Source organism: Pseudomonas sp. GW821-FHT11G12 (assembly GCF_058808055.1).
In genome coordinates this window covers 1-25,213 of sequence record NZ_JBXARH010000006.1, presented here as the reverse complement: position 1 = coordinate 25,213, position 25,213 = coordinate 1, and the positions used below count along the sequence as shown (strand labels likewise).

General features: G+C 60.3%; 17 protein-coding genes. 3 read left to right on the top strand and 14 right to left on the bottom strand.

The window, feature by feature from the left end; all coding sequences use genetic code 11:
• Positions 1-85: 85 nt before the first annotated feature.
• The gene (locus AC1RR7_RS18630; RefSeq protein ID WP_493158126.1) at positions 86-1,090 is read right to left on the bottom strand and encodes an NAD(P)-dependent oxidoreductase; all 1,005 of its coding nucleotides are present in this window, start codon (positions 1,088-1,090) and stop codon (positions 86-88) included.
• 26 nt (positions 1,091-1,116) lie between these two features.
• On the opposite strand from AC1RR7_RS18630, the gene AC1RR7_RS18625 reads away from it, so the two are divergent.
• Positions 1,117-2,262, top strand: coding sequence for an LLM class flavin-dependent oxidoreductase (locus tag AC1RR7_RS18625; RefSeq protein WP_096818702.1), 1,146 nt, complete (start codon positions 1,117-1,119; stop codon positions 2,260-2,262).
• Between the two features lie 42 nt (positions 2,263-2,304).
• On the opposite strand, the gene rfbA is transcribed toward AC1RR7_RS18625, so the two are convergent.
• From rfbA to AC1RR7_RS18600, 5 genes are all read right to left on the bottom strand, one after another.
• Positions 2,305-3,228: a glucose-1-phosphate thymidylyltransferase RfbA gene (rfbA, locus tag AC1RR7_RS18620; RefSeq protein WP_085734075.1), complete on the bottom strand. Its 924-nt coding sequence runs from the start codon at positions 3,226-3,228 to the stop codon at positions 2,305-2,307.
• 42 nt (positions 3,229-3,270) lie between these two features.
• The gene (gene rfbB / locus AC1RR7_RS18615) at positions 3,271-4,353 is read right to left on the bottom strand and encodes a dTDP-glucose 4,6-dehydratase (RefSeq protein ID WP_493158125.1); all 1,083 of its coding nucleotides are present in this window, start codon (positions 4,351-4,353) and stop codon (positions 3,271-3,273) included.
• Positions 4,354-4,417: 64 nt separating this feature from the next.
• Positions 4,418-6,595, bottom strand: a complete 2,178-nt coding sequence (locus AC1RR7_RS18610; protein WP_493158124.1) for a prenyltransferase/squalene oxidase repeat-containing protein — start codon at positions 6,593-6,595, stop codon at positions 4,418-4,420.
• Between the two features lie 22 nt (positions 6,596-6,617).
• The gene (locus AC1RR7_RS18605; RefSeq protein WP_102619359.1) at positions 6,618-7,868 is read right to left on the bottom strand and encodes a glycosyltransferase family 28 protein; all 1,251 of its coding nucleotides are present in this window, start codon (positions 7,866-7,868) and stop codon (positions 6,618-6,620) included.
• Positions 7,865-8,800 carry an acyltransferase gene (locus AC1RR7_RS18600; protein ID WP_493158123.1) on the bottom strand — a complete coding sequence of 312 codons (936 nt, stop codon included), beginning with the start codon at positions 8,798-8,800 and terminating at the stop codon, positions 7,865-7,867. The genes AC1RR7_RS18605 and AC1RR7_RS18600 overlap by 4 nt, the downstream gene beginning before the upstream one ends.
• 604 nt (positions 8,801-9,404) lie before the next feature.
• Here AC1RR7_RS18600 and AC1RR7_RS18595 point away from each other — a divergent pair.
• Positions 9,405-9,749 (top strand): cupin domain-containing protein, encoded by a 345-nt coding sequence (locus AC1RR7_RS18595; protein WP_493158122.1) that lies wholly within the window; start codon positions 9,405-9,407, stop codon positions 9,747-9,749.
• 94 nt (positions 9,750-9,843) lie between these two features.
• Here AC1RR7_RS18595 and mmsB read toward each other — a convergent pair whose 3' ends face one another.
• The gene (mmsB, locus tag AC1RR7_RS18590) at positions 9,844-10,731 is read right to left on the bottom strand and encodes a 3-hydroxyisobutyrate dehydrogenase (RefSeq protein WP_192559705.1); all 888 of its coding nucleotides are present in this window, start codon (positions 10,729-10,731) and stop codon (positions 9,844-9,846) included.
• A 9-nt stretch (positions 10,732-10,740) separates the two neighbouring features.
• Positions 10,741-12,267, bottom strand: coding sequence for a CoA-acylating methylmalonate-semialdehyde dehydrogenase (locus AC1RR7_RS18585; protein ID WP_493158121.1), 1,527 nt, complete (start codon positions 12,265-12,267; stop codon positions 10,741-10,743).
• 149 nt (positions 12,268-12,416) lie between these two features.
• Between AC1RR7_RS18585 and AC1RR7_RS18580 the strand changes: the two genes are divergently transcribed.
• Positions 12,417-13,364: a LysR family transcriptional regulator gene (locus AC1RR7_RS18580; protein WP_114881330.1), complete on the top strand. Its 948-nt coding sequence runs from the start codon at positions 12,417-12,419 to the stop codon at positions 13,362-13,364.
• On the opposite strand, the gene yfiB is transcribed toward AC1RR7_RS18580, so the two are convergent.
• The 6 genes from yfiB to recC all read right to left on the bottom strand — a co-directional run bounded on the left by yfiB (position 13,361) and on the right by recC (position 25,064).
• Entirely contained in the window at positions 13,361-13,861 is a 501-nt protein-coding gene (yfiB, locus tag AC1RR7_RS18575) for an outer membrane lipoprotein YfiB (RefSeq protein WP_173861315.1), read from the bottom strand. The genes AC1RR7_RS18580 and yfiB overlap by 4 nt on opposite strands.
• Entirely contained in the window at positions 13,861-15,129 is a 1,269-nt protein-coding gene (dgcN, locus tag AC1RR7_RS18570; protein WP_096818682.1) for a diguanylate cyclase DgcN/YfiN, read from the bottom strand. The genes yfiB and dgcN overlap by 1 nt, the downstream gene beginning before the upstream one ends.
• The gene (gene yfiR, locus AC1RR7_RS18565; RefSeq protein ID WP_096818680.1) at positions 15,126-15,701 is read right to left on the bottom strand and encodes a regulatory sequestration protein YfiR; all 576 of its coding nucleotides are present in this window, start codon (positions 15,699-15,701) and stop codon (positions 15,126-15,128) included. The genes dgcN and yfiR overlap by 4 nt, the downstream gene beginning before the upstream one ends.
• A gap of 122 nt (positions 15,702-15,823) precedes the next feature.
• On the bottom strand, positions 15,824-17,929 hold the full coding sequence (gene recD / locus AC1RR7_RS18560; protein ID WP_273538867.1) for an exodeoxyribonuclease V subunit alpha: 2,106 nt from the start codon (positions 17,927-17,929) through the stop codon (positions 15,824-15,826).
• Positions 17,926-21,615 (bottom strand): exodeoxyribonuclease V subunit beta, encoded by a 3,690-nt coding sequence (recB, locus tag AC1RR7_RS18555; RefSeq protein WP_493158120.1) that lies wholly within the window; start codon positions 21,613-21,615, stop codon positions 17,926-17,928. Before recB ends, recD begins: the two co-directional genes overlap by 4 nt.
• Positions 21,612-25,064 carry an exodeoxyribonuclease V subunit gamma gene (gene recC, locus AC1RR7_RS18550; RefSeq protein ID WP_493158119.1) on the bottom strand — a complete coding sequence of 1,151 codons (3,453 nt, stop codon included), beginning with the start codon at positions 25,062-25,064 and terminating at the stop codon, positions 21,612-21,614. Before recC ends, recB begins: the two co-directional genes overlap by 4 nt.
• Positions 25,065-25,213 lie beyond the last annotated feature (149 nt).

Below are 25,213 nucleotides of genomic sequence, written 5' to 3'. Positions count from 1 at the left end.
AGGCAAATAGCTGTCCGACAATAATTAACAGCGCAAGATTCCAACCGAACTAGCAAGGCAAGTTACGGCGTTTAAATCCGATTGATTACTTCACGCCGGCACGCCGGTCACTGACCCGCGACAGCGATGCCCAGTCCTGATCGGACTGACCATGGGCCATGCCGTCCAGCAAGTTGTCCTTCAACACGCTGGCAAACGGCAACGGCACCTGGGCAGCCTCCCCGGCCTCCAGCACCAGGCGCACATCCTTGAGGCCCAGCGACAATTTGAAGCCGGCCGGCTCGAATGTCTCATCGGCCATCTGCTTGCCGTAACCCTGATAGACCGGAACGGGAAACAACGTCGAAGTGATCATGTCGATGAACGCCGCACGGCTGATGCCGTAGCCACCGGCCAGGGTCGAGGCTTCGGCCAGGGACTCGATCGCCGAGGCGACCATCAGGTTGGCCGACAGTTTGGCGGCGCACGCCACGTCGGCGGCTTCACCGAAGTGCCAGGTCTTGCGCCCCAGCACATCGAACAGCGGCTGCACCCGGACCAGTGCTTCGGCAGGCCCGGAGGCGAGAATATTCAGATTGCCGGCCGCCGCCACATCGACCCGCCCCAGCACCGGTGCCGACACGTAACCGACGCCGCGCGCCTCGTGCAGGGCCGCCAACTCTTTGGCCAGCGCCACGGACACCGTGGACATGTTGACGTGAACGCTGCCGGCCTGCAGACCGTCCAGCGCCTTGGCGTCGAGGAACACCGAGCGGATCGCCGTGTCATCGCCAAGCATTGAAATCAGCACGTCGGCCTGCGCTGCCAGCGTGGGGGTGTCGACAGGTTCGGCGCCAGCCCTGGCCAGCTCTTCCAGCGGTGCCGACGAGCGATTCCACACGCGGACCCGATGCCCGGCCTTCAGCAGGTTCAGCACCATCGGCGCACCCATCGTGCCCAGACCGATAAATCCCAGTTCCATGTCGTGTTCCTCTCTCGATGAGGTCTTCAAATCCGTTTGTACAATGCCCCACGATTGCGATTGTACGTGTACAGGCGTACATTTCAAGTGCCACGTTGATTCATTCTTCGCGGCAAGGGTTTCAAACACACCTTTACCCAAGGCAAGGAGGCTTTATGCAATTCGGGATCTACACCGTTGGCGACGTCACACAGGACCCTACCAACGCCCGTACCCCCAGTGAATCCGAGCGCATCCAGGCCACCCTGCAAATTGCGCAGAAGGCCGAAGACATCGGACTGGACGTGTTCGCCACCGGCGAGCACCACAATCCCCCGTTCATCACCTCCTCTCCCACCACGCTGCTGGCGTACATCGCAGCGAAGACCCAACGCATCATTCTTTCGACGTCCACCACCCTGATCAGCACCAACGATCCGGTGCGGCTGGCCGAAGAGTATTCGCTGTTGCAAAACCTCTGCGGCGGACGCATGGACCTGATGCTCGGCCGTGGCAACACCGCGCCGGTCTATCCCTGGTTCGGCAAGAGCATCGCTGACGCCCTGCCGCTGGCGATGGAAAACTATCGCCTGCTGCACCGGCTCTGGCGCGAGGAAGACATCAACTGGAGCGGACGCTTTCGCACACCGCTGAACCACTTCACGTCGATCCCGCGACCGCTGGACGACCTGCCGCCCTTCGTCTGGCACGGCTCGATCCGTACTCCGGAAATCGCCGAACAGGCGGCTTATTACGGCGACGGCTTTTTTGCCAGCCACATCCTCTGGCCCCGGGAACATTTCATGGCGCTGGTCGAGTTTTACCGCACACGGTTTGCCCACTATGGCCATGGCACGCCGGAGCAGGCAATCGTCGGTCTCGGCGGACACATCTTCATGCGTCGCAACTCCCAGGATGCACGTCGGGAGTTCCGTCCTTACTTCGATAACGCGCCGGTGTACGGCCACGGTCCATCCCTGGAAGAGTTCATGGAAATGACCCCGCTGGCCGTCGGCAGCCCTCAGGAAATCATCGACAAGACCCTGACCTTCCGCGAGCACTTCGGCGACTATCAGCGCCAGTTGTTCCTGTTCGACCACGGCGGTATTCCGCTGAAGACCGTGCTGGAACAACTCGACATGTTCGGCAAGGAAGTGTTGCCGGTGCTGCGTGAAGAAACCCGCAAACGCCGCTCGCCACTGGCGGCCGAAGCGCCGACTCACGCCAATCGCCTGGCCCGTTTGCAGTCCCTGCAACCGTCGCCAGCCGAACCACGCCCGGGCGTCAAAACCCCGCAACATGACAGTGTGACCGGCCACTGAGACCGTGGGAGCATCCGTGCTCCCACATTGATCTCGCAACGGTCAGGCAGCGCCTTTCAGCGGGCGCTGCGCGTCCATCGAAACCACCACATCATCGTTGATCAGCCGCGCCAGATACTGACCGTAACCGGTCTTGCTCATGCTGCCCGCGTGCACCAGCAACTGCGCGTCGTCGATCCAGCCCTTGTTATAGGCGATCTCTTCGAGGCAGGCGATTTTCAGGCCCTGGCGTTTCTCGATGGCCTGCACAAAGTTGCCGGCCTCCATCAACGCATCGTGGGTCCCGGTGTCGAGCCAGGCCATGCCACGGCCCATCACCGACACATTCAACTTGCCGCGTTGCAGGTAGACGTTGTTGACGTCGGTAATCTCCAGCTCACCGCGCGGCGACGGCTTGATGTCGGCGGCAATCTGCAGCACTTCGTTATCGTAGAAATACAGGCCGGTGACCGCGTAGTTGGACTTCGGATCGCTCGGTTTTTCGCAGATGCTCAGGGCCTTGCCGGCGGCATCGAATTCCACCACGCCAAAGCGCTCGGGATCGGCCACGTAGTAGCCGAACACCGTGGCGCCCTCATCGCGAGACGCGGCTTGCAGCAAGGTCTCACCGAAACCGGCACCGTAGAAAATGTTATCGCCGAGCACCAGGCAGACGTTGTCTTCACCGACGAATTCACGACCGATGATGAACGCCTGGGCGAGGCCGTCCGGGCTCGGTTGTACCGCGTAACTGAGGCTCAGGCCCAACTGGCTGCCGTCGCCGAGCATGCGCTGGAAGCCCGGCAGATCTTCCGGGGTGGAGATGATCAGGATCTCGCGGATTTCCGCCAGCATCAGCACCGACAGCGGGTAGTAGATCATCGGTTTGTCATACACCGGCAGCGACTGTTTCGAGACGCCCAGGGTGATCGGGTGCAGACGCGAACCGGCGCCGCCTGCCAGCAGAATTCCTTTGTACTTGGCCATGCTTTTTTCCTTTCAAGCAGTGAGATTTGAATGACTGTGTGTTCAGGCCACGAGGGCTTCGTTGCGTTGCTCGCCGAGACGCTCCAGCGCGTAGGCACCGGACATCACCCGGACCCACCAGGCGCGGTTGTCGAGGTACCAGTCGACGGTTTTCTTCATACCGCTTTCGAAGGTTTCCTGCGGCGTCCAGCCCAGCGTCGCGTGGATTTTCCCGGCATCGACGGCGTAGCGTTTGTCGTGGCCCGGACGATCCTTGACGAAGGTGATCAGGTCGCGGAAGTGCGCGACGCCCGCCGGTTTTTCCGCCCCGCGCGCTTCGAGCAGATCGCACAGGGTTTGCACGACTTCAAGGTTGGTCTTCTCGTTGTGGCCGCCGATGTTGTAGGTCTGCCCGACCTCACCGCGCGTGACCACCGTATACAGGGCGCGGGCGTGATCCTCGACGAACAGCCAGTCGCGGATCTGCGCGCCATCGCCGTACACCGGCAACGGCTTGCCTTGCAGTGCATTGAGAATGACGTGAGGAATCAGTTTTTCCGGGAAGTGATAAGGCCCGTAATTGTTCGAGCAGTTACTCATCACTACCGGCAAGCCATACGTGCGATGCCAGGCGCGAACCAGATGATCGGAGCCGGCCTTGGTCGCCGAATACGGCGAGCTTGGCGCATACGGCGTACGCTCGGTGAACGCCGGATCTTCGGGTTCCAGGTCGCCATACACTTCATCGGTGGAAATATGATGGAAACGGAACGCCGACTGACGCGCCGCGTCCAGCCGGTTCCAGTAACCGCGCGCCGCTTCGAGCATCGTGTAAGTGCCGACGATGTTGGTTTCGATGAAGGCTTGCGGGCCATCGATCGAGCGGTCCACGTGGGACTCGGCGGCCAGGTGCATCACCGCATCCGGTTGCAGCCGTGCGAACAATTCGTCCAGCGCCGGCTTGTCGCAGATGTCCACCTGACAGAACCGATAACGCGGCGAGTCGGACACATCGGCCAGCGACTCGAGATTGCCGGCGTAGGTCAGTTTGTCGACGTTGATCACTTCACATTCGGTCTCTTCAATCAGAAACCGCACCACGGCCGAGCCAATGAAGCCCGCCCCCCCTGTCACTAAAATTTTCATCAGCGCCTCCCCTGGCAAAATGATGATTTAACGTCCTTCGATGCAGCCCGCCGTCATGTGCGGGTCAGTTCAACAATGCCACCCAGTATTGCGACAGACCTTGCTCGAGAATCAGCAGTGTCTGGATGCAGACGAAGCTTTCATCGGTGGTCGCCGAGGTCGCATTGAGCGGGCCAAAACCACCGTCCTGTTTCTGATGGGAAGCGATCCAGTCCTTCGATTCCTGCAAATACGTCGGCTGGGCGTCGAGCAGAAACATCGCCGCGATGGCCATGTAAGTCCCCACCAGACTGACCGCTTTGCCCGGCCGATAGTGGAACGAACCGTTGGCCAGTTGCAGGCTCTGCAGCCAGGCGACGGTCTGTTCGGCATCGACGATGCGTCGGTTGAGAATGAACAGCGTCGACACCACGCGGTACACCGAAAAGGCGTCCGGCGGATACCCAGGCTTATTGGCGAAACCGCCATCGGCCGAGCGGCAGCGCAAGGCAAACGCCATCACGCCCTGCTCGTCCGGCGCCTTGGCTTCCAGCGCATGCAGCGACAACACCGCCAGGTTGGTGTGCCAGATGTCCGAGCCGAAACCCGGTACATCGCCGAACCCGCCATCGGGGTTCTGACATGCTTGCAGGTAACGCACACAGCCGCCGATATCGTTCGGCAACGCGCCCAGCACCCGCAGCGACAACACCGCGCAGTAGGTGGCGAACACATCGCTCAGGTGCCCCGGCTGCTCGGCAAATCCACCGTCGGTGTTCTGCGAGGCCCTGATGCAGTCGATCAGGCTGGCCTTGTTTTCGATTTGCAGGCCCAGGGCGTGCAAGTCCGAAATCACGTGCAACCCGGAAAACACCTGCCAGGTTTTGTCGGCACGAAAACCCAGCGGCGCGGTTTCAGCGGTCAGCCCGTAAGGGGTTTCATTCGACGCCCGGGCCTTGGCCAGCCACGCGAGATAACGCTGCAGATCGACATTGATGATCGGCACGCCATTCGGGTGAATGCGCTGCACATCGCCACCGCCATCGATCACTTGCAGCTCACGGTTTACCAACGCCGCATCGTCATGATGAGCCACGGCAGCGGCCGGCTCGATGGCCTGCAAGGCGTGGGCGGCGGCGAGCTGGGTTTTCAGGCTCTTCAAGTGCAACGGCAGGTACGTCAGGTTGCCGATGCTGAAAATCCCCGGCTGACGCGGCGGCGCCCAGAACTGCCGAATGAACGGCACGGTCGGGTCATCAGGCGTCGACCAGAAGTAGCCCTTGCCCATGAACAGTCCGCCATTGCGGGCGTCATGGAACTCCAGCAAGGCGGCGGTCACCGAAGAGCGGTCAGCGTCGCTGGCACCGGAAGGCAAGGCCTGAATGGCCTGCAACAGCAACGCCACGTCGTAGGCGGTTTTGATCGGGAATGGCGACTCGTGGTTCTTGTACGAGGTGTGCCAGTCGCAACGCACTTTGCCGTTGATGCCCACCCGGTCCCAGTACCCGCCGTAGGCCGGGTCGCGGAACAGTGACAGGGTTTGCAGCAGGAACGAACGGGCCAGATTCGACAGCGCGTTGTCGTCCCGCACATCGGCCAGACGCGCCAGCACCAGGCTGACCTGAGCGCGCACGGCGCAGCGGGTCAGGGACACATCGACACAGGATGCACTGTCACTGCCGGCCACGCGGCCGATCAGGTTTTCTGCGTGAATCTGCAAGTGCCCGACCAGCCCCAGACCCAACGGCTCGTTGCCGATGCGCGCCAGCAAGGCCGTGGCGCTGATGTCCAGATCGATTGAGGTCGCCAGCTCCAGCGGCGTCGACCAGTCGCTGCTGTACAGGCCGGCAACCGTGGAACGGGCGTAAAGCGCTTCGACTTTTTCCAGCATCCCGTGGATCACGGCATCGTTCGCCGCGTCCAGCGGCACTCGACGCTGATAGGCAATCAGCGCAGCCAATGCGTCCAGTTGCAGCGCCAGCGTTCGGCAACGCCCCGAACCATGCGGCGTCCAGTAGCGGTCAGCGAGCTCGTGAAAACCAGCGTTCGGCGCATCGTACAAACGCATCAACCCGTCGTGGGCAAAACGCAGTTGAACATCGTCACCGTGGTCGGCTTGGTAGAGCGTGGCCGCGACCTGATCCTGCAACTGCTTGTCAGTGGAAATCGCGACTTCGCCACTGGCATCGGTGACAGCAAAAAAACCGCCGTACTCAATGTCCTTGAGGCCTTGATCAAATACAAACTGCGGATGCAGCGGCATGGTAAATCCCTCTTCCTTGAGGTTAAGCGGCTTTGCTTTCAGTCAGCGACACAACGCTGCCCTGACACAATTCGATGATGCGCATGGCGGCACGGGCAGCACCTTCGCCGTCCGGCGCGGCCACTTGACGATGAGGCGCGTAGTAGGCGCAAGCGCGAGTGTCTTTCTCCAGTTCGCCCTGAATCAGCTCGACGATGGCATCGCGATCGTGACCCAGATGCGTCGGGAAACCGAGCAGCTCCAGGCGGCGCAGCGCTTCGAGTTCGTGGTATTCGGATTTGGACGGCAGCACGAACAGGGTCGGAATCTGCAGCGCGGCGATTTCCGTCACGGTGATCCAGCCCGGCGCCGAAATCAGCAGACTGGCTTCGCGCAGCAGGCCCATCCAGTCCGGGTAATACGGTACGCAAACCACGCCGTCCTGGGCCTGGATATCCTGACGGCCGAGCAACACCAGTTTCAGTTCCGGATTGCGTTCGCGCAGGACCTTGAAGCTGTCGAGGTAAGCGGCGAGCAGCGCGTCCTTGTTCTGCGCAAACATCGTGGTGCCGCTGATCGAGGCAACAACGAACGGCGCATCGCCCAGGTTCAATTGCTCGCGAACGTTCAAACCGCTCTGGACATTGATGTCGCGGATCATCGGCCCGACAAAATGCGCTTTGCCGCTGATCAGCGCTTCGGCGACCGGCGTGCCCTGATCGAGGGAAGCCACGTACGGCTTGTCGGTCAGCACCAGTTGGCTCTGATTGATCATCCAGTTGAACTGGCTGTGCAGCGCGGTACGGGCCCGGGCCATTTCCAGCGCATTGACTTCGAAACCACCGTCGGCCAGGTCGTGATCCTGGAGCTGGCAGAGTGTGAAGTCATAACGCTCGGTCACGAACACCAGCGGCGTGCCGCTGAAAATCGCGGCCAGGCAGGCGGCCATGTTGTAGTCAGACACCAGGGCGGTCGGCTTGTACTCGGCGATCAGGGCCAGGTAAGACAGAATCCGCTCACCGGACAAGAAGGTATTGGCGATATAACCGCCGATGTAATTATTCCAGTCGAGTTCCTTCGACAAGTTGCTCTTTTTCGAGTAATCGACCAAACGACCGGCAATATCCACCACTTCAACGCCGGACTTTTCGAACATCGGCGTAAAGGTGGGCTGCAAAGAAGCCAGCGCCACGGTCAATGGCATATCCGGACGTTGCTTTTTAATCGCCTGAGCGATCGAAAGCGCGCGCATGTTGTGGCCTGAACCGGTCGGATTGGGGGCAAATAAAATCATTCTTGAATCTCCATTAGTTGAACAACGCCATGAACCACAGTGTTTTCCAATACATCCCTTATCACCACTGAGTACGGCTTGATAACTGCACCGTCACCGATATTCAGTGGACCTACCAAGATGGCGCCCTCGCCAATTACGCAACGACTTCCAATGCGCACAGGTGCCTCCTCCCAAGGCAGTGAGCGGAACGAATGATCATGAGTAGACGCAACAATCGTGACGCCTTCGGCCAGCTCGCTGAAGGCACCGATGGTCACGCCACCGGCCGCTTCGATAACCACGCCCGGCGCCAGTCGAGCGCCAGTGCCCAGTTCGATGCCGCCCAGTTGCGACATGCCGCCCTGGCGGCTGCTGCGTCCGATCAGAATGCAGTCCCGGGCGATTTCCACCGAAGCCCCGCCGCGCAATTCGGCATCAATCAAGGCTTCGTCGCTGATGTCCCAGGTCGCGGTGTCGGGGTTCAACGCCTTGAGCCGCGGCACCGACTGCGTCGACCGATCGAGCATCGACGGCAAGCCCTGGCGCGCACGATCCCGGACTTTCGCCAGCACCGGCGCCGGGCTCGGCAGGCCGTCCTCGACCACCGTGCGCAGGGCAATGACTCGCGCCGGGCGGCCGACCACGATGGCATCGGCCGGTACATCAGCAGTCACCAGCGCTCCGGCAGCGATCACCGCTCCCGCGCCGATGGAAACGCCCGCGGTCACGGTGGCCTTGGCGCCCAGCCAGACATTGTCGGCAATGTGTACCGGTGATTGCGCAGTGCCCAGGCACCGTGCACCGGTGGCCAGCATGCTGGACGCGCCGATGGAGGCGAACTGCAAATCACACTTGAACCCAATGAAACAATCATCGGCGACCTGAACGTTTTGCAGGCGGCTGCCAGCACGAATCCAGACATGCCGGCCCAACTCACTCGCGTCATTCACGGTCGTCGAAACTTCAATTACGTTTATGTCGTCCACAATAAAGCCTCATTCCATTGATGCCGGGCACATATAAATTCGAAAGGCGTGCGTATCCCGCAGATATAATTCCGCCGATGCACAAATAATAATTAACTGTTTATTTAGGGCTTCTATTCAAAGCACGCACAACATTGCGTCTGCGCAACTTATTAACTGACCGGTTCATTCAATTGTCGTTATTCATTAACAACAGATAGAAGTTCACGCTTGCGCCGATGGCCAAGTCAGTTTTATGTGAAGAAAAGCCGATTCAAGTCTGTCCGTGACTCTGGTGTAGCTCCATTAGGGTGGGATTGTCCTTTAGTACGAATGTTATAGTACAGACGATTTTGTTTTGCAATAGGTGCCCGGATGGTTATCTCGTTTTGGTCTAAAAATTTATTGAACTTTTATGGTGCGCGCTTGTATTAAAACCGTCATATATGCACAGCATTGGTGCAAGTGGCCGGTTTCAGGGGGGATCCCCTCCAGCGCTAACAGGCATCTGGAGGTCGACCCCAGACATTCCGACGGCGCTGACCAACGTTAGGGTGGCGACTCAAACTGCCTTTGGCCTGGAGCCGTCATGCCCGCACCTATCACCGTTCTGCGCGACACCCACCCGCTGCCAGTACTCGACGCCTGCAAATGGGAGAAGCTCGAGGGCGACCCGCACACCGTCAACCTCAACGCCTACACCAGCGAAGACGGCAGCAAGATCATGGGCACCTGGATCTGCACGCCAGGCAAGTGGCGGGTGGATTACGTGAAATGGGAGTACTGCCATTTCCAGGAGGGCTACTGCATCATCACCCCGGACGGCATGGAGCCGATCCACCTGCGCGCCGGCGACATCTTCGTGGTCGAGCCAGGCATGAAGGGCACCTGGGAAGTGGTCGAGACCGTGCGCAAATATTTCGTGTTCGCCTGATACAAAAAAGCCGGGAAACCACCCGACGCGATTTCCCGGCAACACCTACTGCATTGGATGCGCAGGCCTGTGACGAACACAGGCCTGACGACGATTACTGCGGCTTGCGATAGCTGTTGATGATCGCCGAGAAGTCCTTGCCACCTTCCCCGCGCTGACTCATCGCCTGATACAACTGCTGCGCCACGGCGCCCAGCACCACCGGTTGATGCGCCTGACGCGCCGCCTCGGTGGCCAGCCCCAGATCCTTGAGCATCAGCTCGGCGCCAAAACCACCGGTGTAACCACGCGAGGCCGGCGCCGTTTCGACGATGCCCGGCCACGGGTTGTACATTTCCGAGCTCCAGCAACGGCCGGTCGAGCTGTTGATAATCCCGGCGAGCACGCCAGTGTCGATCCCCAGCGCATCGCCGAGGGCCATCGCCTCGCTGACGCCGACCATCGAAATGGCGAGCAACAGGTTGTTGCAGATCTTGGCGATCTGCCCGGTGCCGACTTCACCGCAATGCACGATGTTGCGGCCCATTTGCGCCAGCACCGGTTGCAGAGTGGCGAACAGTTCCGGGGTGGCGCCGACCATGAAGGTCAACGTACCTGCGGTGGCGCCGCCGGTGCCGCCGGAAACTGGCGCATCGGCCATGGCCACGCCTTGTTTGGCAGCCGCCGCTGCCACGTCGCGAGCAGTCTGCGGATCGATGGTGCTGCAATCCACTGCCGGCACACCTTTGCCGATCCCGGCGAGCACACCGTCTTCACCGAGCCAGACGCTGCGCACATGCACGGCGGCCGGCAGCATGGTGATCACCAGTTCCGCGTCCTGTGCGGCTTCGCGAGCCGAGGCGCGGATGGTGCCGCCCAGTTGCTCGAGTTCCGCCAGCACGGTTTTGTTCAGGTCCACCAGGTTCAGCGAATGCCCGGCCTTGATCAGGTTGCGCGCCATCGGCGCGCCCATGTTGCCCAGACCGATAAATGCGATTTTCATGGCCATTCCTCAGCGCAGGTTAATGGTGGTGTTCACGCCGTCGTTGACGCTGTCGTCATCGAACCAGCGCGCCGTGACCGTTTTGGTCTGGGTGTAGAACTGCACCACTTGCTTGCCGTACGGGCCGAGGTCGCCGAGTTTCGAACCGCGCGAACCGGTAAAGCTGAAGAACGGCACCGGCACTGGAATCGGGATGTTGATGCCGACCTGACCGACGTCGATTTCATTCTGGAATTTACGCGCCGCCGCGCCGCTCTGGGTGAACAGGCCCGTGCCGTTGCCGAACGGGTTGGCGTTGACCAGCGCAATGGCCTGATCGAGGGTGTCGACTTCCAGCACCACCAGTACCGGGCCGAAAATTTCCTGGGTGTAGATCTGCATGTCGGTGGTCACCCCGGAGAACAGGGTCGGGCCGACGAAGTTGCCTTTCTCGTAGCCCGGCACGCTGATGTCGCGACCGTCCAGCTCGAGTTTGGCGCCTTCCTTGATACCGCTTTCGATCAGATCGAGAATCCGCGCCTTGGCCTTTTTCGAAATGACCGGACCAACATCGGTGCCCGGCTCGCTGCCGGCGTTGACCTTGAGTTTCTGCGCCAGCGCTTTCAGATCCGGCAACCATTGTTTGGCGGCCCCCACCAGCACCACCACCGACGTGGCCATGCAACGCTGACCGGCCGCACCGAAACCGGCGCCGACCAGGGCATTGAGCGCTTGCTCGCGATTGGCGTCCGGCAGCACCACGGCGTGGTTCTTCGCGCCCATCATCGATTGCACGCGCTTGCCGTGTTTACCGGCCAGGTCATAAACGTGGGTGCCGACGGCGGTCGAACCGACGAACGAAATCGTCTTGATGTCCTTGTGGGTGCACAGGCCATCGACCACGTCCTTGCCACCGTGCACGACGTTGAGCACACCCGCCGGAACGCCGGCCTCAATCGCCAGTTCCACCAGCAGCATGGTCGACAGCGGATCCTGTTCGGACGGCTTGAGCACGAAGGTGTTGCCGCAGGCGATGGCCATCGGGAACATCCACAGCGGAATCATTGCCGGGAAGTTGAACGGCGTAATGCCGGCGCAGACGCCGATCGGCTGGCGCAGGGTGTAAGTGTCGACGCCGCCGGCAACGTTTTCGGCGAACTCGCCCATTTGCAGGCTGCCGATGGAGCACGCGTGCTCGACCACTTCCAGGCCACGGAAAATATCGCCTTCAGCATCGGCAATGGTCTTGCCCTGTTCGGCGCTCAGCACCACGGCGATGCGTTTGGAGTGTTCGCGGATCAACGCTTGCAGCTTGAGCATAATGCGCATGCGCGCGCCGATCGGGGTCAGCTTCCAGGTCTGGAAGGCACGCTGGGCAGCACTGACGGCAGCGTCGACTTCAGCGGCAGTGGCAAACGGGACTTTGGCCAGCACCTGCTGGGTCGCCGGGTTGACGATGTCATGCCACTCGGCGGTCTGCGACTCGACCCACTCGCCGTCGATCAGCAGTTTGACCTTCTGGATCGTGGTTTCGTTGGGCGTAAGCGATGCGTTCATGCTGGTCTCCAGAACTTGTTTTTATCTTAGGAGCCAAGGCGAAGGGTTCGCCTTGAGATGAGGCGTGTGTCACGAATTGGTTGTCGGACTGTTTTTGGAGTATAGATGTGCAAACTTCTAATAAGAACGCACATATAAGCCCGTCCATCATGCAAAAAAACATCACGTCGTTAGGCTCGCTGAACTGGGACGACCTCAAGTTTTTCCTCGAAGTCGCCCGTACCCGCAAGGCCAGCACTGCGGCCAAACGCCTGGCGGTGGACTACACAACGGTGTCGCGGCGAATCAGTTCGCTGGAGGCGGCGTTGGGCACATTGCTGTTCGAAAAGTCCCGCACCAGCGGTTTCGTGCTGACCGCCGAAGGCCAGCGTCTGCTGAGCTACGCCGAGTCGATCGAAAGCACACTGCACATGGCCTGCGAACAGGTGTCCGGCTCCGGTGTCGCACTTTCCGGGCATGTGCGGATGGGCTGCACTGAAGGTTTCGGCAGTTTCTTTATCACGCCGCAACTGAGCCACTTCGTCGACGCCTACCCGGCAATTTCGGTGGACATCCTGCCGCTGCCGCACTTCATCAGCCTGTCCAAACGCGAGGCCGACATCGTCATCGCCCTCGAACGCCCGGAACACGGGCCGTATGTATGCTGCAAACTCTGCGACTACCGCTTGCAGCTCTACGCGACCCAGGAATACCTCGACAAACACCCGCCGATCCGCCGCCCCGCGGACCTGGGCAAGCATCAATTCATCAGTTACGTGGATGACCTGGCGTTCAGCTCGGAGCTGCTGTATCTGGCGAACGTGGTGCCCGGCGCCAGCGCCAATTTGCGCAGCACCAGCGTGATCGCACAATTCGTGGCGGCGCAGCAGGGGCGCTCGCTGGCGATTCTGCCGTGTTTCCTCGCGGCCCAGGACCCACGCCTGTTACCGGTGCTGCCGGAGGAAATCGACATCACCCGGCAGTTCTGGATGTACTGCCGGGAGGACTTGCGCAAGCTCAAGCGGATCACCCTGTTGTGGGATTACATCCGCGAAGTGACCGAGCGCAATCAGGCGCTGTTGATGGGGCAGACCCGGGAGATGCAGTTCGCCGATTAATCGGCGCTGACCACGATCGATACCCGGCGGTTTTCGGTGCGGCCGGCAACGGTGTCGTTGGAGGCCACCGGTTCGCGGCTGCCGAGGCCTTGCAGCTGAATGTTCTCTTCCTTCATGCCGACCGTGGTCAGCACTTTACCGACGCTTTTCGCTCGGCGCAGCGACAGCTGCTGGTTGTAGCTTTCCTTGCCCGAGGCATCGGTGTGACCATCCACTCGCACCCGTTCGATGCCGACACTCAACAAGGCTTTGCCGATACGCTCGACGATTTCGGTACTTTGCTTGTTCAGGCTTTCGATGTCGCTGCCAAACAGCACTTTGCCCGACAGGCCGAATTCCCAGCCATCGTCGGTCAGCTCAAAGCCTTGCTGTTTGAGCACGGCAATCTGCGCTGGCGTCAGGCCTTTTTGCGGGGCGGTCTGGCATCCGGTCAGGGCCAACATGGCCATCAACATCAGTGTGGAAAACAGTCGAACGGAAAGTGAGAACACGGGCATTAGCTCCTGGTTTGAACGGGATCGACCGGGTGCTCCGACCCGGCCGTGAATTGGGCGCCACGCGACAGGCGCTTGGCTTGATACATGGCGGCGTCAGCCGCATCAAGCAAGGTGCCGGGCGTGGCGCCATGATCGGGGTAAACCGCAATGCCGATACTGAGCGAGGTCACCACACTGGTGTCGCCCGGCAATGCAATCGGGGTGTCCATGCTGGCGAGGATCTTGTCGGCAATGCGCTCGGCGTCTTCGGTCTTGTGCAACGGCGTCAGCAAAACGGCAAACTCATCGCCGCCCAGACGCGCCACCAGATCCTCTTCGCGTAACTGCGCCCGAATCCGGTTAGCCACCGCCACCAGCACCGCATCGCCGGCGGCATGACCGAAACTGTCGTTGATGCCCTTGAAACGGTCACTGTCGAGAAACAGCACCGCCATCCGCTCGTTGAGTTTGCTGGCGCTGCGTAGTGCGCGGATCAGACGGCCTTCGAAGAACGCGCGATTGGGCAATCCGGTGAGGCTGTCGTGGCTGGCCTGATGGGCGAGGGTTTCGTTCTCGCTTTGCAGGTGGGTCTGCCAGGACTCCAGCTCATCGAGCAGGGCATTGAAGTCATTACCGAGGTTGTCGAGTTCGGCGATTTTCGCCGGAGGTACGCGCCGGTCGAGCGCCCGCTCACTGCGGGCGGCGTGGGCGACTCCCGCCAGGCTGTGCAGCGGGCCGATGATCCCGCGCAACTGACGGCGCGCCAGATAGAGCGCCACCCAGGCGCTGATCGCGGTGCAGAGAATGATGCCCGCCAGACCGCTCAACAGAAACTGCATCAAGCTGCCGCCGTGCCCCGTCAGCAGGATCCGACCGATCTCGCGATCCTGATGCAGGATCGGCAGGCTGATCGGTTTTTCCAGAACGACCCGCGTTATCTGCATTTCCAGCCCGGAAAACAAGCCGTTCTCCGGACGCTGCCAACGCGCAAGCTCCTGGCCCTGGCTGTCCAGCACCTGCGCGTCCGCCACCTCTTCGGTCGAGGCGATCAACGCCAGCGCTTCCGTCGCGGCAGGCTTGTCGTTGAACACCACCGCCGCTTCCACGGTGTAACTGATCGAACGAGCGATCAGGTGCAGGTTGTGATCGGCATAGACCCGCAGCGCCAGCACGCCGAGCAGGGTCAGGGACACACTGGCCATTCCCACGGCAACCAGCGCGACAATCAAATGCCCGCGACCGATGACCGAACCCAGGGTCGGACGCCCTGTGGATTTGTTGCGTCTCATGGGGCCGCCGGCTTGCGGCGCGACAACTGCAGCACGCTCGGATGAATGCGCACGCCGCTGCGGGCGACGGAGTCGAGATTGACCTCGAACGACACCTGCTCATCACCGACTCGCAGACAGAACAGACTGCCGACCGTGCACTGATCGCCGCCCTCGCTGATGCTCAATACCGGGTGGCCAATCAGCGAAGCGAACAGTCGGCTGCGCTCATCGGCGGTGAGTTTGCCGATGTACACCGCATCGCACTCGCTGACGATAGACGGGTTGTCGGCCAGCAGGCGACGCACCGTGACAGGTCGGCCCGTGGCCTGGGTCGTGCCTTTCACCAGGTCGTCGGTGTATTCGGTGGGACCGACGATGCACAGGCGCAATTGTGCAGGTTCAACCGGCCAGCGGGCATAACTGAGAATGCCGAGGACCACCTGAGTAACGGATTTTGCCCGTTGCTCGGCCATACCGACCGGTGTTTGCGGCTGGGCAGCAGCCACACCCGTGAGCAAACAGAGCAGACCGGCAAGCAACACTTGCTTGCTGCCAACTACGCGCTCTGTCGCCCAGACAGCCAGCTTCATGCAGGGATTCTCTTGGATCGTAACGAGATGATGCCGCAACGATAGCACAGCGTTGGAACGCCAGCGATACAGCACCCTCTGACCGGCTGGTCAGATAACGCCGGGATCCGTCAGCATTTTCATTATCGAGGTCCCACACCCTCCTCCAGTTCCAGCATCAGACCGCTCAAGCGCTTGACCTTGCGCTGCACCGCCTCTTCAAACACCCCGGCTCGCGGTTCGATCAAGGTGAACCAGTGCTTGGCTCGGGTAATGCCGGTGTAGATCAGCTCTTTGGTCAACACCGGATTCAAGGCGTCCGGAAGGATCAGCGCGGTATGGGCAAACTCCGAGCCTTGCGACTTGTGCACCGTCATCGCATACACGGTTTCCACATCATTGAGCCGGCTCGGCAACACGAACCGTACTCCGCCGCGCCCGTCGTTACGCGGGAACGCCACCCGAAGGACCGCTTCACCGGCGTTCGGCCCATCACGCTCGGGCAGCTTGAGAGCAATGCCGATGTCACCGTTCATCAGCCCCAAGCCATAGTCATTGCGGGTCATCAGCACCGGGCGACCTTCATACCATTGCTGGTCGCTGTCGATCAGCCGCGCCTTGAGCAGCGCGTCGGTGATGCGCTGGTTCAACCCCTCGACGCCCCACGGCCCTTTACGCACCGCGCACAGCAGCTGAAAAGTATCGAACGCCTGCAAGACCTCACGCGCCCAATCGAGCCAACCTGGATGCTCAAGGGGAGCTCCGGCAGGCGGACGCTGATTGCGCAGAACGCTCAGGTAATGCCGATACCCGTGGGGGCCATCGCCATGCCCTTCCAGAACAAGCCGCTCCAGTGCGTGGTCCTGCTCACCTTTGAGCGCCAGTGAATACACGTCGTCATGGCTTCGCCCAGCCAACAGCTGGCGAGCCTCATCCGGCAATTGCTGATTCACCCGACGCGCGAGCTGGCCGATGCCACTGCCCTCGCCGAAACGCCGCGAGTGACGCAACATCACCACTTGCTGCGCCAACGGGTGTGTACCGTCGATGTCCTCATGCAAACCGCTGTCCTGCAAGGACTCACCGCTAACGGACTCCAGCCACTGGCGGGTCTGCGGACTGTACCAACCCGCCTCGGCGTCGCGGCACAGATCCCCCAGCACCGCACCGGCCTCGACGGAGGCCAGTTGATCCTTGTCGCCCAGCAACACCAGACGAGCGTGCGACGGCAACGCATCAAGGAGGTTGGCCATCATTTCCAGATCGATCATGGACGCTTCGTCGACCACCAACACATCCAGCGGCAGACGGTTCCCGGCATGGTGACGGAAGTGTCGGGTGCCGGGACGGCTGCCGAGCAAACGGTGAACAGTGGTGACCTCGGAAGGAATCTTTTCCCGAACGGCGTCGGCGACTTTCAGCGATTGCACTTGCTGGCTGATGGACTCGGTCAACCGCGCAGCCGCCTTACCCGTGGGGGCGGCCAGGCGAATGCGCAGAGGCTGGCCGGCTTCGACCGCCGGGGCCTGAAGCAACGCCAGCAAACGTACCACCGTAGTGGTTTTGCCGGTGCCCGGCCCGCCCGTGACGATGCTGAAGGCACCTCGGGTCGCCAGTGCGCAGGCGAGTTTCTGCCAGTCGATGGCGTCGGCATTCTTTGCCGATCCGAACAACTCGTCCAGCCGCTGCGACAGATCGCCCGGCGTCGGCTCATGCTCCGCCAAGCGCTGACGCAGAGCAGTGTCGATGCGTCGCTCATAGGCCCAGTACCGCCGCAAGTACAGGCGCTTACCGGACAGCACCAGAGGACATTGCCGTGCAGACTCATTGTCGTCGGCAGCCAGCGCCACCAGCGAGCTGCCAGCCAGCACCCTGCACCAGTGCGCCCCTTCCAGGGTTTCAAGCAATTGCGATGGCAGCAACAACACACCCGATTGCACGTCACCCTCCGGCGGCAGGGACAGGGCGAAGTCCGGGGCCTTGAGGGTTTCGAACAAATCCAGACACACATGACCGTGGCCGAGTTGATGACTGGTCAACGCGGCGGCAAGTAATACCAACGGATCAACGTCAGGCGCCAACTCGTAAAGAAATGCCACGAATGCCTTGTCCAGCGCCCGCAGCCATCCACGCTCGACCCAGAGGTTCAGTAGCTGCAACAGGTCATGGGCTCGCGTCAGAGGGGTGAGCTGCGCGAGGCCGTCGGCATCCAGTGAAACCGGCGGAAAATCCGCGATGGTGCGGCTCATAGCAATTCTCCCTGTTCCCACGCGGGCTCGGCTTTCGGTTCCGGTTTGCCCTGGAACATCCGATCCAGACGCTCGATCAGTTCTCGCGGCGGCCGCACGAAATACACACCACCGCTGTCAGCACGAGAGCCCCGCAGGAACAGATACAGCGCACCGCCAACATGCCGGTCGTAATCATAATCGGCGAGGCGAGCCTTGAGCTGACGATGCAGTGCCAGCAGATACAGCACGTATTGCAGGTCGTAACGGTTTTCCAGAATCGACTGTTCCATGGCCTGGTCGGTGTAGGCGGCGTCATCGACGCCCAGCCAGTTGGATTTGTAGTCCGCCACATAGTAACGACCGTCAAGTTCAAAGGTCAGGTCGATGAAACCTTTGAACATGCCGTTGAGTTGCACCGCTTCGGCGGCGACCCGGGCAACACCGTTGTGGGTGAACTTGCGTACCTGCTCGTCGAGTCTGACGACATCGACTTTGTGGCTGGCGAACCAGAACTCCATCTCGACCCGATACTGTTTCAATTGCTCCAACACGACCGGTAGTCGACCGGTGCCTGCGGGCATCGGTGATTTGAGCAGGTGCTGCAGCCAGTCGCTGAGGGTCGTGATCCAGCCTTCCCAGCCGCGTCGATTGCAGCGTCGAGCGATCGCGTCTTCCAGTGCCTCACGTGAAACCGCGAACCCTTCATCACCTGCCCATTCGAGCAGTCCGTGGAGGAACGTCCCCGGATTCGGTCCTCGGGGGAAGCGGTGAATCTCGGCCCCTCCCGGAATGATCTCGCGAGGGGCATCGGGCTCAAGGCGCTCGTCGTCGAACAGTTTCTGCGCTTGCGGGCTGTCCGGTGCTTCATCACTGCCCACGCTCAACACGTCACTGATGCGCAAGGCACTGTAAGAGGCGATCCACCAGTTTTCGCTGGCCTTGCGTTTGGGGATCAACGTGGCACTTGGGATCGCTTCGTTGCGTGGCGGCTGGTAGCTTTCGCTGGTTGCCAGGGGCATTTCAACGATGCTCAGCGCAGGGCAATGTTGCTGCAGATCGTCGAGCCAGCGAGTCAGACCGCTGGACTCACTCAATGACGCGCCACCACCCACCAGATAACCAAGTGCTGAAAGATGCAGGACCGAGCTGCTGTTATTGCCGCGCTTGAGGTCCGTCACGCCAAGCCAGCAGGCATGTTGTGCCCGGGTCAGAGCGACGTAGAGCAAACGCAGGTCCTCCGCCAGCCGCTCATTGTCGGCCAGGGCAATCAGCTCGGCATCAGGTTTGAGACTGACCTGAGCCTTGCCGGATGCATCGTGGTAATGCAACGGCAGCCGGCTGCCGTCCACGGGTTTGGCCGAGCAGATAAAAGGCAGAAACACCAACGGATACTCAAGCCCCTTGGACTTGTGGATCGTCACGACCTTGACCAGTTGCTCGTCGCTTTCAAGGCGCAGGATCTGCTCCTCACCCGCTTGACCGGACAACGCAAGGTGCTCGGCCAAATGCCGGATCAGCGCCTGTTCGCCATCGAGTTCGGAGGCCGCCTGCTGCATCAGCTCCGACAGGTGCAACAGGTTAGTCAGCACCCGCTCACCATCACTGCGCGCGATCAAGGTTTGCGGCAGATGGAAGTCATGCAGAAAACGCCGCAACATCGGCAGCACGCCTTGTTTGCGCCAGATCTCGCGATAGGCTCGGAACTGCATGACGCGTGCTTCCCAGACCAGTTCGTCCTGATTCAGGCGCTCCAGCTCAGTCAACGGCAGGTTCAATGTGGTGCAGGCCAGGGCTGCCTTCAACGAGCGCTCGACATCCGGTTCGGCACAGGCCTTGAGCCAGGCCAGCAGATCATGGGCCTCTTGAGCCGCGAAGACAGAATCCTTGTCCGACAGGTAAACACTGCGCACCCCTCGGGCAGCAAGCTCACCGCGTATCGCTTGGGCCTCTTTGCCGTCACGCACAAGAATTGCGATGTCCGCCGGTTGCACCCCGCGAAAATCCTTGCCGTCCTGCGCGAAACCAGCGCTGCCGGCTTGTCCGCCATTGAGCAGGGCAGTGATTTCACTGGCGCAGGCCGCCGCCATCTGCTGGCGATAGACCACACCAGAGACTGGTTGCTCGGTGGATAAATGCCAGATATTCAGCGCCGGGACGTCTTGCCCGGAAATCTGCAAATACTCCTTGCGCCCCTGAGAATCCACGGGCTGAAACGGCACCGGGTTGTCACCGTTTTTCTCTCGAAACAGAAACGCGCCGCGTCCCTGTTCACGGGATTCCGCGCGCTCGAACACCTGGTTCACCGCACGGACCATTCCATGACTGGAGCGGAAGTTTGTGCCCAACGTATGTAGCCGCCCGGTGGTGGCTATTCGCGCGCGCAGGTAGGTGTAGATGTCTGCGCCACGGAAGGCATAGATCGCCTGCTTCGGATCACCGATCAGGAACAGACCGGTCTCAGGATTGTTTTCCTCGATGCGATAGATGTTCTCGAAGATCCGGTACTGCACCGGATCCGTATCCTGAAATTCATCGATCAGGGCGACCGGAAACTGCTCGCGAATAAGCGTGGCGAGGCGCTCGCCGCCTTCGGATTGCAAGGCTGCGTCGAGTCGCAGCAGCATGTCGTCGAAACCCATTTCGGCACGTCGACGCTTTTCTTCTTCAAAGCGCTCGCCCACCCATTTGGCGGCGTGCTGCAGCACCGCTGCGTCGGGGGTTGGCAGCTCATCGAGGCTTGATTTGAGTGCCTGCATGGCGTCCAGTCCCGGATGGCTCGGTGGCTCGCCTTTCCAGGCCTCGGCCATGCCGTCAGGCGTGAGCCGGGTAAATCCGGTACCGATATCCAGTTGCTCCAGTGACTCGTCTTCAGCCCAGGCCTTGAGTTTCTCGAACCAGGGCTCGAAGTAGCGAGCCTGCATCTTGCGCCCGTCGACTGTCTTGCTGGCGACGCCCTGATGACAAATGGCGAGCAGCTCATCCGCCCACCGCTGCCAGGGCTTTTTCAATTCAACCAATGCTGCTCGACGTTCTTGCAGGCATTCTTCGATCAATTCGGCCGGAGATCTGCCTTCTGCTCCATTACGTTCGGTACCGAAGAGAGCACGTACGCGAGGCAACAAAGCGGCCGGACCACCCCAGTGACTGCGAACCCAATTCAGTACATCCCCCTGCATCGGATAGCAGAACAGGCGCCAGTAATCGCGGAGCACTTCGCCCAACAGATCGCTGTGATCGGTTTCGAGGGTCTGGGTAAACAGACTACCGCTGTCGAATGCGTGTTCGCGCAGCATTCGCTGACACCAGCTGTGGATCGTCGAGACGGCAGCCTCGTCCATCCATTGCGCGGCGATGTCCAGACGATTGGCGCAACCGGGCCATTGCTGAGGGTCGAACTGCGCGCGCAACTCATCAATCAACGTATCGGGAGGCGGCGTCTCGTCACGGAAGAAGCGTGCGGCCTCGGCCAGGCGTGTGCGAATACGTTCGCGCAACTCCTTGGTCGCCGCATCGGTGAAGGTCACCACAAGAATCTGCGGTGGCAGCAGCTCGCGACCGAAGCCACTCGCATCACCTCCGTGACCAAGGATCAGGCGCAGATACAACGCGGAGATTGTAAATGTCTTGCCAGTACCCGCACTGGCCTCGATCAGTTGACTGCCCTTTAACGGAAACGCCAGGGCAAGAGGCTGCTTTGCGCTCATGAACGTCCCCCCGCGCTGGCCAAGGATTGCCAAGGGGCTTCGAGCACTGGGCGGTATAAAGCGTTGCACCAATCGGGGAATGTCTCTTCGGCCAACAATGCATCGTAATCCGGGAATTGACGGGCCAATGCGGGGCTTTCGCGTCGCTCACCTTCGCTGGTCTGGCCATCACCTTCATAGGCTTTACGGGCAGCGGCTTCAGCCTTCAGCGGGTCATTCTGGCCCAGCCATGCAAAAGCGGTTTTCACCGCCACCGGGAGCGGTTGACGCATTCCTGACTGCCAGGCGAGCAGCAGGTCTTCGAGTATTCTCCAGGCCCGATCCTGCTCCATTGGTTCAAGCAAAAGGGTGTCGTCACTGGCGACCAGCGCCGTAGTCAGAGAAAGCCCACTCGCACAAGCGACCAGATGATTGACCCATGATTTGGTCAGACGGTGCCATTTGCGGTTCTTGATCGAACCGATACTGTTGGGGATCGTCGTCACCGACAGCACACCGCCATCGGCGCGTTGATGCAGACCACCAAGCCATCCTTCCAGGCGTAATCCCTGACATTCATGATTGATCGGGATCGCGCTGGTCAACGGAGTCGGCCAAAGCGTCAGTAGCTGCTGATAGCGTTGCAGCAAATCAGGAAGCGGTTCGATCAACTCTCGCTGCAGGCACTCACCAAATCCCGCCATGGGCAGCAGCCCGCTGTTTTGCAGGCGCCGAGCCTGAGCCTCAAGCGCCTGATCAACACTCTCCGGATGTCTCAGGGCCGCTTCGAGCAAACTGTCGCTGAGGGTATATCGCTGCAACGCATCCAGGACAAAGGGTTCTTCATCGGCTTGAGGTACTTGTGCCACTTCAAAGTAAACCTTCAATCGCTGAGTGAAAAAGTGTCGCACCGGATTGCGCAGGAAATCCTGCAGCAGTGCGAGACTCAACGGCTCCTCCTGGACATGGGGTTCAAGTATTCCTTTCACATCAACAGGCTCATGACGTAGATGCAGCATCTGCCATTCGCTGGCGTAGCTGAACAGTTCATTTCCCTCATGGAAGTAACGTGAACTGAATGGCTGCAGCGGATGTTCCTGAGTCATGGCATGCAAAAGATCCGCACTTTCGTCAGTCGTGCACCAACCGTTGGCGAGATGATCGCGCAACTGACCGATCAGCACCGAGGGTGGCCGCTCACTGTTGTCACGAATACTGCGTCCAACCCAACTGATGTAGAGCTGATGACGCGCGGACAACAGTGCTTCGAGCAACAGATAGCGATCATCCTCACGGCGGGAGCGATCTCCTGGCCGGTAATCGCTGCCCATGAGGTCGAAGTCCAGCGGTGGTTGTGCCCGGGGATAATCGCCATCGTTCATGCCCAGAAGGCAAACCAGCTTGAATGGAATTGCCCGCATCGGCATCAGGGTACAGAAGTTCACCGCTCCGGCCAGAAAGCGTTGAGAAAGGCGCCCCTGATCCAGTCCAGCCAGCCAGGCCTCGCGAACAACGGTCAGCGGCAACTCGTCTTCCAGTCCGACAGACTCGCAGGTTTCCAGCCATGTTTCACGCAGCTCTTCAAGCTGGGTCAGCAAGTAGTCGTCATGCTCATTGCTCGCTTTGAAAAACACCTGCATCAGTACCTGTAACCGGCTCCCCCACTCTTGAGGTTTCGCAGGCTTCAGCAACTGCTGGTGCGAGTACTCCAAGGCATCCAGCAAGGCAACCAGAGGACCGATCAATGCGGCATCGAGACCGCCAATTTCATCGTAGGGCTCAATACCCGCGCAGGCACTTGAGTCGCCAACCGCATACCCGAGGAGCATCCGCCTCAGGCCGAAACGCCAGCTGTTCTGCTCCAGTTCATTTGGCAATCCCAGTCCGGCGCGCTGATCAGCGTCCATCCCCCAACGCACACCGGCGCCTTCGATCCAGCGATGCAGAGTCGGCAAGTCCCGCTCCTCCACTCCGAACCGTGCGCGTAACGCTGGAACATCGAGCAAGTCGAGGATTTCGCTGACGGGGAAACGACTGTCTGGCAGCTTGAGCAAATGTTCGACTGCGATCAGTAATGGATCGCGACCGCGTTGCCCCTGGTCTGCCAGTGTGAAAGGAATGAACCGTGGATCATGACGATCCAGCTGCCCGAACACCGCACGGACATGCGGTGCATAGCTGTCGATATCAGGCACCATCACGATCACATCGCGCGGGCGCAGTTCGGGATTGGCGCTGAAGCGGGCCAGAAGCTGATCGTGGAGAATCTCCACTTCACGCTGGGCACTATGGGCAATGTGGAATCGAATCGACTGGTCCTGCTTCAGATCGACGTCGGGCCAGAGCTCACGCGTCTCGTCGAGTGGGCGCAGCTCCAGAATGTCATCTTGCAGTTGATTGAGCATATTTTGCGGGACTGATTCGCTGAACAGATCGATACGACCATTGCGAAATGCCGCGCGATAGCTGCCGGGGTCGTCATAGCTGTCGAGCAGATTGATGTAGTCACGACCTTGCTTGCCCCAGGCTGCCAGTAGCGGGTGGGCATGTTGATGCAGTGATTCAGAATCCAGAACCACGGGCATGCCGTTCTTGCGAGCCTGACGTTTGTATTGATGGCGCAACAGATCCTTGTCGGCAACGATATCGGCCCAATGATAACGGCAAGGGTTGTGGACACAGAGCAGGACCTGGCTGAAACGGGCCAGCCCTGCCAATGCTTCGAGTACTTGCGCAGGCAGTGAGGAAATTCCGAAAACGATTACTCGTGAAGGCAAACCTGTCGGTGCTTTTTCAAGGTTGTTGATGCACTCGATGAATCGCTGGTGCACGCCCGCACGGCTTTGAGCCATACCTTGTTCACCGACATCCTCAAGCAATGCGCGCCACAGCTCCGCCTGCCAGCAACTGGTGATGGGCAGCGGTTTTATTTCACCTCTGACATTTCGTAGTTGATGACGCCCCTCGGCCCAATCCTCGAGCCAGTCGGCACGGTACACCTGATACTGATCGAATAGATCAGCCAGACGCTCGGACAGCTGGTAGCGCTTGCGTAAGTCGGTGTCATGGGTCAGGAATCGTTGCAGCGGTTCGAAATGCGGCAGGTCGATGACCTGCGGCAACAAGCGCATCAACCGCCAGGTCAGAGGTGCCTTGTCGAGCAGGGACTTTGCCGGGATCTCATCTCGCCCCAGGACCATTCGGTAAAGCTGCCACATGAAACTGCCCGGCAACTGCACATCAATTGCGGCGGCAATACCGCAGCCGCCAAGGTCATCCTCTTCAGGATCCTCGGCTAATGCCAGCTTGAGCCATTGAGCGATGCCGTTGCTCTGCACGAGCGCAATTTCGTTCTCCAGGGGAGCCAGCGGATAGCGCCGCATTATGCTGATCACAAGGCTGCGCAGTTCGTCCAGGCTGTTGCTCTGAACCACCATGAATGCAGCGTTGAGGGACTGAGTGTCCGGCATGAAGGCTTCCTTGGAAAAGTACAAAAGTTAGGGCTGAACCTTAGCATTGTCGGCAGGCGAGGACAGCCGCAGGGCGTCCGAGAATGTCGTACGAACTTTCCTGCGGGCAAAACAAAACCCCAACTGCTTTCGCAATTGGGGTTTCGGAA